Annotated in this window: 9 protein-coding genes and 1 riboswitch; of the genes, 4 read left to right on the top strand and 5 right to left on the bottom strand. The window is 55.9% G+C overall.

Annotation, left to right across the window (positions count from 1 at the left end; translation table 11 throughout):
- Nucleotides 1-448 precede the first annotated feature (448 nt).
- A complete protein-coding gene (locus tag Q1A59_RS13345; RefSeq protein ID WP_298404789.1) occupies nucleotides 449-592 on the top strand; it encodes a hypothetical protein in 144 nt (47 codons plus the stop codon).
- Nucleotides 593-732: 140 nt separating this feature from the next.
- On the opposite strand, the gene Q1A59_RS13340 is transcribed toward Q1A59_RS13345, so the two are convergent.
- Together Q1A59_RS13340 and Q1A59_RS13335 are read right to left on the bottom strand one after the other, a co-directional pair.
- Nucleotides 733-1,785 carry an ABC transporter substrate-binding protein gene (locus tag Q1A59_RS13340; protein WP_298404792.1) on the bottom strand — a complete coding sequence of 351 codons (1,053 nt, stop codon included), beginning with the start codon at nucleotides 1,783-1,785 and terminating at the stop codon, nucleotides 733-735.
- Between the two features lie 77 nt (nucleotides 1,786-1,862).
- Nucleotides 1,863-2,666: an ABC transporter permease gene (locus Q1A59_RS13335; protein WP_298482752.1), complete on the bottom strand. Its 804-nt coding sequence runs from the start codon at nucleotides 2,664-2,666 to the stop codon at nucleotides 1,863-1,865.
- 154 nt (nucleotides 2,667-2,820) lie between these two features.
- Nucleotides 2,821-2,945: riboswitch (FMN riboswitch) on the bottom strand.
- 364 nt (nucleotides 2,946-3,309) lie between these two features.
- Here Q1A59_RS13335 and Q1A59_RS13330 point away from each other — a divergent pair.
- The 3 genes from Q1A59_RS13330 to Q1A59_RS13320 all read left to right on the top strand — a co-directional run bounded on the left by Q1A59_RS13330 (nucleotide 3,310) and on the right by Q1A59_RS13320 (nucleotide 6,374).
- Nucleotides 3,310-4,302, top strand: coding sequence for an FkbM family methyltransferase (locus Q1A59_RS13330; protein ID WP_298404797.1), 993 nt, complete (start codon nucleotides 3,310-3,312; stop codon nucleotides 4,300-4,302).
- A 96-nt stretch (nucleotides 4,303-4,398) separates the two neighbouring features.
- On the top strand, nucleotides 4,399-5,235 hold the full coding sequence (locus Q1A59_RS13325) for an alpha/beta fold hydrolase (protein ID WP_298404798.1): 837 nt from the start codon (nucleotides 4,399-4,401) through the stop codon (nucleotides 5,233-5,235).
- Nucleotides 5,232-6,374 carry an aminotransferase class V-fold PLP-dependent enzyme gene (locus Q1A59_RS13320; protein ID WP_298404802.1) on the top strand — a complete coding sequence of 381 codons (1,143 nt, stop codon included), beginning with the start codon at nucleotides 5,232-5,234 and terminating at the stop codon, nucleotides 6,372-6,374. The genes Q1A59_RS13325 and Q1A59_RS13320 overlap by 4 nt, the downstream gene beginning before the upstream one ends.
- A 133-nt stretch (nucleotides 6,375-6,507) precedes the next feature.
- Here the strand turns inward: Q1A59_RS13320 and Q1A59_RS13315 are convergent, their stop codons facing one another.
- From Q1A59_RS13315 to Q1A59_RS13305, 3 genes are all read right to left on the bottom strand, one after another.
- Nucleotides 6,508-7,581 carry a glycosyltransferase gene (locus Q1A59_RS13315; RefSeq protein ID WP_298404805.1) on the bottom strand — a complete coding sequence of 358 codons (1,074 nt, stop codon included), beginning with the start codon at nucleotides 7,579-7,581 and terminating at the stop codon, nucleotides 6,508-6,510.
- Nucleotides 7,582-7,644: 63 nt separating this feature from the next.
- Nucleotides 7,645-8,025, bottom strand: a complete 381-nt coding sequence (locus Q1A59_RS13310) for a hypothetical protein (protein WP_298404808.1) — start codon at nucleotides 8,023-8,025, stop codon at nucleotides 7,645-7,647.
- Nucleotides 8,026-8,219: 194 nt separating this feature from the next.
- On the bottom strand, nucleotides 8,220-9,236 hold a 1,017-nt coding region (locus Q1A59_RS13305), incomplete at its 5' end, for a GDP-mannose 4,6-dehydratase (protein WP_298404812.1).

Below are 9,236 nucleotides of genomic sequence, written 5' to 3'. Positions count from 1 at the left end.
GTCGCTACCCAAACCCGCGGCCAAACCTTGCCGCACACGATGCACCAGTTCGTCATGGTGGAACTGCCGGCGAAGGTGGCTGATCCACAGGCGTGGCCGGCGATTGCCCGCGAAATGCGCATCTTTAATATGTTGGGGGTGGTGGCTAGCTAGGTGTGTGTGAAATGTTCGTACCTACCTTGCAGCGACGAACAACTGGGCCGTCGCCCTGTTTTTGTTCGTTTTGTTGGTTGATCAATCAACATGTGCTGCGCTCCTTGACCAAGGTGGTTGTAGTTTTCTCAGTATTGGGCACGATTAGCGCCATTCGCAATCAACAGACCCGCTAGCTTGGCGTGATGGCGGCCATTGGCGCCGGGCCGCGGGCATCGGCGGCGATGTGTAGGGCGACATCTACACCACGAGCGATGAGCGGCATACCAATCTAGCAACTGTCACGATCTCGATTATGGTATTGCTTATCGGCACGGTAGATGCGCTTGATCTCACTGGCACCCTCAGCATCAACGTGCTTGAACGCCCCCGTGAGATCGGCATTCTGTGCGCCATCGGCGCCAACGACGACGCCATTCGCCGTTACCGAGGGTCTTAGGATTGCGCTACTGGCAGGGTAGGCGGGGTTGCTCTCGCGATCTCGATGAGTTACACGCCGGCCTATAACATTGGTATGGCGTTGCTCAATATTCCATTGCTCTGGACCTACTCGTTCCGGCGATTTGATAACCTCCCCACTTAATACGATCCGCCCGGCACAAACTCGTTGGTGTAGGCCTTCTGCACCTCAACCGGCCCGGCGAGTAACCCTGCTTCCCGCATGAACTGCTCAGTGCGCGTCCATAGTTGGCCGTCAGTGTGGCCTAAGCCGTATTGAGCTGTCGTTTCGTTCTGCCAGAAGGGCAAACTCTCTTCCAGCACTTTCCGTTGTAACGCTGGGTCACCGAGTTGGGCTTCGGGAATGAACTGTAAACTGAGATCAAATGCCTCCGCCGGATTAGCCAGCGTATCGGCCAGCCCGCGCAAGCTAGCTCGCACAAACTTCCGCACCAGTTCCGGCTCTTGCGCGATCAATGCTTCACTGACGGCAATACCGTTCGCGGCCAGATTGAAGATATCGGCGGCTAGCAGCACGTTCACCGCAATGCCTTGCTCGCGTAGTTGCACCGGCTCGTTCATGGCGTAACCGGTTGCAACTGGCACTTTATCTTCCATCACCGCTGCTGCTTGGGTGAATCCGATCTCTTGCACGGTCACATCAGCTTCGCTCATACCGCCAGCGTAAAGCGCCGCTAGCAGCGCGTAGAAGCTCTCGCCGAAGCGACCGGGAATGCCGATCGTCTGCCCGCGCAGATCGTTCACGCTCGTCAGAGGTACGTTCGCCTTGGCAAAAAACGCGATCGGGAAGCGTTGGTACAGGGTCATGACCGTCTTGACCGGCAATCCTTGCTGCCGAGCCAAGAGCACCGAGGTGCCGCTCGTAGTGGCAAAGGCTACCCCACTAGCCGGCCATGTTGCTGCCCGTTGTAACACGTCGTTCTCGAAGTTGTAGTCGAAGGTGATTTCTATCCCTTCAGCGGCGTAGTATCCTTTGGCCGCAGCGACGTAGTACGGCGCAAACTGAATGTTTGGGATATACGACATAGCCAGCGTTACTTTGCGCAGTTCCGGCTGTGGGTTGGCCGCCGGTGCGCTCGTAGGAGCAGCCGTTGGCGCCGGAGCCGGTGCGCTGCACGCCGTGATGATGAAGGTGATCAGGGTAAGGAAAAGTACAAAACGCAGTTTCATCATTGTTCCCTCGTTAGAATAGTTGTCATCTGCCTGTTCGCCCGATACGCAAGAGTGCTTCAACCGTGCCAAAGCTGTGTTTACGCTTCCCACCGCACCAACAACCGCTCGAGCAGACCAGCCAATACGTAGAGGGCGAGGGTAATCAGGGCGAGGGTTGCTAGCGCAACAAAGATCAATGGCGTGTCAAACAAGCCGCGAGCAATGTTGATCAACGCCCCTAAGCCGGTACGACCAGCGACAAATTCGCCCACCACCGCGCCGGTTGTGGCCAACGCCAACCCGGTGCGCACGCCGCCGAACAGTACCGGCAGCGCCAGCGGCGCTTCGACGTAGCGCAGCAGTTGCCAGCGGTTCGCCCCGCTAATGTACGCCATCTCAATCAGCTCACGCGGAATGCTACGAATAGCGACGATCGTGCCAATGAGGATCGGCAAGAAGGTAATGAGTGCGGCAACCAGCACCTTCGAGGTCAGACCGGCCCCAAACCAGAGGATGATCAGCGGTGCGACCGCTACTACCGGGATGGCTTGACTCGCTGCGAGCACCGGCGCTATTGCCTGTTCGAGCCAGCGGATATGGGCGAGGGTATAGCCAAGGATCAGCGCGACCATCAACGCCAGCGCAAAACCACCGAGTGCCGCGCTGAGCGTCGCTGCGGTATGTTGCCAGAGCAGCCCGCTGCTCAACGCCTGCCAAAAGCGCGTTGCCACCAGTGCTGGCGAGGGGAGAATGAAAGCCGGGTAGCCGCTGATGTTCACCACCGTCTGCCAGAGCGCAAGCAATGCTATCAGTGTCACCGGCAAGCCGAGCGCCGGCCATTCAAAGCGTCGCCACGGCTTAGGCCGCGGCGCAGTCGTGGGCATTGGGAGCGTTTGCTGCATCGTTACCATCTCCTTTCTGGCGGGGAATCAAAAACCCCCGCCGAGCCAACGCTCTTCGGGGGACAGATACGGGAACAGAGCGGGTAATGATCCCGCCTGCAACGGCAACGAAACGAAGGCGCGCACTGCGCGCGTCGCCCACCATTGCCCATATCTGGATCTTCTTTACATCCGGACTATAACCGTCGGCCCCGGAGTTGCACCGGATCCTGCGTGCCTCTCAACACGCTCGTGGGCTATACCACCGATCGGGAATTTCACCCTGCCCCGAAGATCGTTTGTCATCGGTGATCATAGCATCAATTGTAGGATGGTGTCAAGGATGGAGTGTGCTTGTTTTATACACCTGTGGATTTCGCTAAGTACCGCACAGATTATCGGAAACCTGCTAATCTCAGTAATGCATGAATTTGCTTATAAGTAAAATTACCTTGTTAGATCATCTTAAAATATTTTTCAAGACGGTCGTATTTGACATATATCATTCTTTAGTGTATCCTTGGTTTAAGAATCAAAGCAGGCTAAGCTGCTAATTAGCTGCTAATTAGGTACTGCTTTAGGGTGACTAAAGTACTCCTGCCTACATCGCACAAGGGCGAATGGTGTTTGATTGGTAATCGTGTATCTAAGGAGAAAGTGTCGTATGCTTCATGAGTGGCTAATTCATTATTTGTCGAAGCGCCAGTCGGAAAAAGCTGATTTGCTTGATATATATTTTTGTTATCGACTCTTACTAGGAAGGAAAGCGGATGATCAAGGATGGCTGGATTGGACAAAACGAGTATCCTTAGGTATGACACGCGCACAATTAGTTAATGGTTTCCTAGAGTCTCATGAATTTCGTATGAGACGAACGTTTCGTAAGAAGGTTCGAGTGGAGACTCCTGACTTTGTCATTTATGCAGATCCCGATGATGTTTCAGCAGGAGTATTAATTATCAATGACAAAATGTATGAACCTCATGTGACAAATGTTATTAGAAGTCTCTTGAGAAACGATAGTGTTTATATAGATGTAGGGTGTAATGTTGGATGGTTTGTTTTATTAGCTGCTACTATTGCCAAACAAGGAAAAGTGGTCGGCATAGAACCCAATTATCATAATCTTCAATTACTCTACCAGAGTATTAACGAAAATGGTTTTACAAATATTGTAATAATGCCCTATGCTGTAACTGATAGCACAAAAATTCTTCAAATGGGTGGTTTTGCTGGCTACAGCTTTGTTCGTAACGACAAAGTCGGTGATTTAGAAGCCAACTATGTCCAAGGTCATACGCTTGATTATCTGTTAAGTGATGTTGAAAAAATTGACATAATAAAGATAGATATAGAAGGTCATGAACCTATTGCATTGAACGGAATGAAAACAGTTATCACTCGTTATCGTCCAACTATTGTTTCTGAATTTCATCCCAAGCTAATTGAAGAGTTCTCACACATCGATCCTCAATCATATCTTAATGATCTGCAAAGTCTTGGATACAAGTTGGCAGTAATCGAGACATCTAGCAAAATTGTGGAATGCTCTTCAACCGCAGCAGTAATGGAGTATTGGCATAATCTCAATCAAACCTTAGGTACAGGTGATCTTATGCATGTAGATTTGTTGGCCGTACCTATAAATTATTTGTAATAAGATTTGCAAGTGATCTGGTTGAATAATACTGCTTTTATCAAATAGTAAACGTGCTTTTCTCGTTGAAAAATGTCATCTTGTGCGGTTAGCAGTATGACAACGCCACTTGCTGCATCGAATGCTGAAACCTCAGTGGCCGGATTACGCACCAGTTTTCGCCGTGCTGGGCAGGGTACCCCGCTGCTCCTCTTGCACGGATGGGGTGGTTCCTCACGGCTCTGGCACTACACCCTCCGCGATCTGGCTGATCGCTACACCCTAATTGCGCCTGATCTACCCGGTTTTGGTTCGTCGCCTCCGCTGAGCGGACGCCTCTCGTTGGAACGGCTGGCCGATTGGGTGATCGCGTTTGCCGATGCGCTCGGCGTCGAGCAATTCGCTCTCAATGGTCATTCGCTCTGCGCAGCGGTTGCCGTGCATGTGGCCGCACGTTACCCTGAGCGGGTGACGCGCCTCGTCCTTACCAGCTTTAGCACCTTCCGCGACGAACGCGAGCGGCGGGTAGTGGCTTCGATTCACCACCTGATGGCGCTGTGGCTAGCCTTACGCCGCCCATGGATGCTCGACGTGCAGCCAATTATGCGGCTGGTCGGCAATCGCTTCTTCTACCGGCTCCCCACCGATCACGCCATCCTCCGCGAGACGTTTGCCGATTTCTTGGCGATGGAACAGCGCACCGCGCTTGAGACGGCGCGCGGTGCCGGTAGCCCAACGATCAGCGCTGCGCTGGCTGCCGTGCGCGCACCGAGCTTGATCATCGCCTGTCGTCACGACCAGATTATGCCGCCACCGGGAGCACCGGTCGCCGCTGCCCGTATCCCGCGCTGCCGGCTAGTCTGGATCGAGCAGTGCGGCCATCTGCCGATGCTCGAACGTCCACACGAGTATCACGCTATTCTGACCGATTTTCTTGAGGGATCAACTGCATGACCATCGATGTTACTGCTTATCGCGCCGAGTTTCCAATTACCGAACGCTACGCCTTTCTCAGTCACGCCGCCGTCTCGCCGATCAGTCGGCGGGTGCAGGCTGCCGTGCAAGCCTATCTCGACCGTGCCGCCCGCGAGCCGTTTCTGGCCGTCTTTCCGCAGGTGATGGCCCAGTTTGCCGAGCTGAAGCAGCGACTAGCCCGCCTCATCAACGCGGCCTCGCCCGATGAGATCGTACTGATGCCCAACACTGCCGCTGGCATCAATACCGCCGCCGTCAGTTTGCCGCTGCGACCCGGTGATAATGTGCTGGTGCTCGATGGTGACTACCCGGCCAATGTGTACCCATGGCAGCAGTTAGCGTACCGGGGTGTGCTGGTGAAAGTGGTGCCGCAGCACAAAGGTGGGCTTGACCTTGACCTGCTCGTGCGCCGGATCGATCATCGCACCCGCGTGATTGCCCTCAGCACAGCGATGTTTGCTACCGGCTTTCGCAACGATCTGGCCGCGGTGGGCCAGATTTGCCGCGAGCGCGGGATCTATTTCGTGGTCGATGCGATCCAGACTCTTGGCGCCTTTCCGCTCGATGTGCAGGCGTGGCACATCGATATGCTGGCCTGCGGTTCACAGAAATGGCTGCTGTCAACGCCGGGGAGCGGCTTTTTGTACGTGCGGCGCGAACTGATCCGCGATCTTGTGCCGGGGGCGTATGTCGGCGCGGCCAGCAGCGTGAGCGGACAGAACTATCTCGATTACAATCTGACCCTACCCGAAACCGCCGAGCGATTTACGCTGGGGACGCCGAATGTGGCTAATAATCTGGCGCTGCTTGCCGCAGTCACGATGCTGCAAGAGGTGGGGATTGAGTGGATTGAGCGCCAAATTAACACACTGGTAGCAGCGCTGATCGACGATCTGCGCGAACGCGGCTACCAACTAGCTGCCGATACTGCCCCTGAACACCGCAGCGGGATTGTAGTGGCGCTGGTTGATAATCCTAACGCCGTCTCCCACCGGCTCAACGAGGCGGGGATTGTGGTGACGCCGCGCGGCGCTGGCGTGCGCATCGCGCCCCACTTCTACAATACCCTCGCCGAAGTGCTGCGGGTAGGAGAGGCACTCGACGCCGCCACCAAGTAAAAGGCGCAGAGGGTTTAACGCAAAGGTGCGAAGAACGCAAAGAGCGCTAAGGTTTTTTGGTAAAGACGTTCGTGCGCTTATGGCCAATTTCCAGAAATTCTTAGCTTCCTTCGCGACCTCGGCGCCTTTGCGTTTATCCGATTGCGTGCAACCGGGCAAGGATCGTCTGCGCACTACGCTGCCAAGGCCACTCACGAGCACAGATAGCAGCTTGCGCCCCTAGCGCGCGCGCCTCGTCGCGCTGGCGATGCACCCGTCGCAACAACTCCACCAGCGCATCAACGTCTGGCTCGGCCCACTGCGCACCGGCGTAAGGGCCACTTTGCACACCGGTTGGTGTCAAGCCACGGATCGGCAGCGGATAGCCGCACGACTCGTTGAGAAACGCGGTCGTTCCACTCCACGCTGTGGCAATCACCGGCACCCCGCACGCCATTGCTTCTAATGCCGGCATTCCCCACCCCTCGCCCCGGCTAGGCAAGACAAAGCAATCAGCGCTGCGGTAGAGTTCGGCCATGCGCGCCGAGCTAAAGGTCTGGTTATAGAGCACTGCTACCGGCGGTGCCTGCTCACCGAGCGCCGCCGCCAATTCGCGTAGCGGGTTGCCGGCAGCACGATGGTCAATTTTCAATACCAGCACGACCGAATCGGTTGGCTGGAACGCCGCTCGATACGCCGCGAGCAACACATCCCAACCTTTGCGCCTGCTCCACTCGAAGACTGAAAGAAAGACTGTACGATCAGTGAGGTCAGATCGCGACGGACCGGGGGTAAAGACCGCAAGATCAACACCCAACGGAACCACATACACCGGACGAGTCACGCCACTCGCGAGAAACACCTCCCGCCCCCACGCCGTTGGCGTCCAGACTTCATCCATAAGGTTGGCCTGCTCAACCCAGTGCGTCGGCAGGCGGTCGGTTTCGAGCATGGTAAAACCGATGCGGTACGCTCCGCTATTCTTGCAAAACAGCTCACCGCGGCCATACACCACTTGCGGCACATCGAGCCGGATCGGCAACCGTTGCAGCGAGCGAATGAGCGGCGGGATCGCGCCGTACACCTGCTCGGCGGCGTCGGTGTCGAAGAGATAGAGTGGTCGCACCGGCAAACCGGTATCGGTCAGCGCAGCCACAAGCGCTTGCGACGAACTGCTATAGCCGGTAGGTGAAGCAAAGGTTGAATGCCAAACGAGGTGAGTTTCCATAGACATCAAAAGTGCGGAAGGGCACAGCACCGCTGTGCCCCACGCACATTGCCTTAATGCAGGCTACTCCTCTAGCGCGGTTACACGCTCGGCCAAGGTCTGCCGAGCCAACCGTTCGGCGTCGAGATGAGCAATCAAGCTCTCGACAATACGGGTCAGCGTAGCGTGGGTTTCATTAATCTGGGCCAATTCCGGCCCCACCAGCCACCACGCTAGCCGGCGGCGCAAGCGGGCGAGCAAGGTGTGAGCCGGCGGCGGAGTAATTGCCCATGTCGCATGCAAGATATTGACTTGCCCGGCCAGATACGCATCGCGGGCCAGCAATTCGCTCAGCGTAGCGAACTGGTGATGATCGATAGCTGGGCCGCTCAATGCGCGCGCAACTGCTGCCGCGAGCGGTTCATCGTCGCGCGGATTGACGATGATCGGGCCGTGAGCAGTCATTGTAGGATTCTCCTATGAAAGTGCGGCAGTGTCACTGCCGCACTCCACATCAACCCCTTCAGCGCTGACGCAATAGGTAGCGCTAATATATACCGTATTCCACAACCGCGATACCAAGCGTCGCGCCAAACTTTAAGCGTGTGGCAAGGTACTACCGCACTCCACAACCGTAGGACAAAGCGCCGGGCCAAGCTCTAGCGGAACAAAGGCAGGTTATCGCGGATCCAGCCCACCATGCGCTCGATACCCTCGTAGACTGAAACCCGCGGTTCCCACCCCAATTCCTGCTTGGCCAACGTAATATCACTAATGTAGACCGGCTGGTCGCCGGGGCGCCAATCGCCGTAGCGCACTGTAATCTCTCGACCAACCAAACGGCTCAGCACCGGGCCGAACTCTGCCCAAATCGACAAGGCATTGTGGGGGCCGCCGCCGATATTATAGATATGGCCGCTCACCTGATCGATCCGCTCAAGCGCAGCCATATACGCTGCGATCAGATCATCGACGTACAGCATATCGCGCACCTGCTTGCCATCGCCGTAGATTGTGATCGGTCGATTGAGCAGCGCAGCAATTGCGAAATGAGCGGCCCAGCCTTGATCTTCGACCCCGAACTGGCGCGGGCCATAGATGCATGACTGGCGGAAGACGACCGTCTGTATGCCATAAATGCGGGCGTAATCACGCACATACTGGTCGGCGGCGCCTTTACTACAACCATACGGCGAATGAAAATCGAGCAACTGATGCTCAGGGACGCCGTTAACTAAATCGCGGTAACGGTAGCGTGTCGCCTCTTCCACCACGGTAACCGTCTCCATCCCACCGTAGACTTTGTTGGTCGAAGCAAAAAAGACAATCGGCGGTTTAAGGGCAAGACGGGCTGCTTCGAGAATGTTGAGCGTACCTAGCGCATTGATCTCAAAATCGCTGCGCGGATCCTTCACCGAGGTAGTGACCGCGACTTGGCCGGCAAGATGATAGACGATGCGATGGCCGGGAATCACCGCCTGCATTGCCGCAGCATCACGAATATCCGCCTGCACAAAGCGCAATCGGTCACCGTACCGCTCTTGCAGCCACGCCAGATTGAGCGGTGTGCGTGGCCGGCTAAGGTTATCAACAATAGTGACCGATTCGCCGTTGCGCAGCAGGTAATCGGCCAGATTGCAGCCGATAAATCCTGCGCCGCCGGTAATGAGGTGGGT

The sequence above is a fragment of the uncultured Chloroflexus sp. genome (genome assembly GCF_937951745.1).
GTDB lineage: Bacteria > Chloroflexota > Chloroflexia > Chloroflexales > Chloroflexaceae > Chloroflexus.
This window is presented reverse-complemented; position numbering and strand designations above follow the sequence as displayed.

Coding starts and splice junctions, on each gene's coding strand:
- Q1A59_RS13325 (WP_298404798.1), top strand. CDS start 4,399: ATGACAACGCCACTTGCTGCATCGAATGCTGAAACCTCAGTGGCCGGA.
- Q1A59_RS13335 (WP_298482752.1), bottom strand. CDS start 2,666: ATGCAGCAAACGCTCCCAATGCCCACGACTGCGCCGCGGCCTAAGCCG.
- Q1A59_RS13330 (WP_298404797.1), top strand. CDS start 3,310: ATGCTTCATGAGTGGCTAATTCATTATTTGTCGAAGCGCCAGTCGGAA.
- Q1A59_RS13345 (WP_298404789.1), top strand. CDS start 449: ATGGTATTGCTTATCGGCACGGTAGATGCGCTTGATCTCACTGGCACC.
- Q1A59_RS13320 (WP_298404802.1), top strand. CDS start 5,232: ATGACCATCGATGTTACTGCTTATCGCGCCGAGTTTCCAATTACCGAA.
- Q1A59_RS13310 (WP_298404808.1), bottom strand. CDS start 8,025: ATGACTGCTCACGGCCCGATCATCGTCAATCCGCGCGACGATGAACCG.
- Q1A59_RS13340 (WP_298404792.1), bottom strand. CDS start 1,785: ATGATGAAACTGCGTTTTGTACTTTTCCTTACCCTGATCACCTTCATC.
- Q1A59_RS13315 (WP_298404805.1), bottom strand. CDS start 7,581: ATGGAAACTCACCTCGTTTGGCATTCAACCTTTGCTTCACCTACCGGC.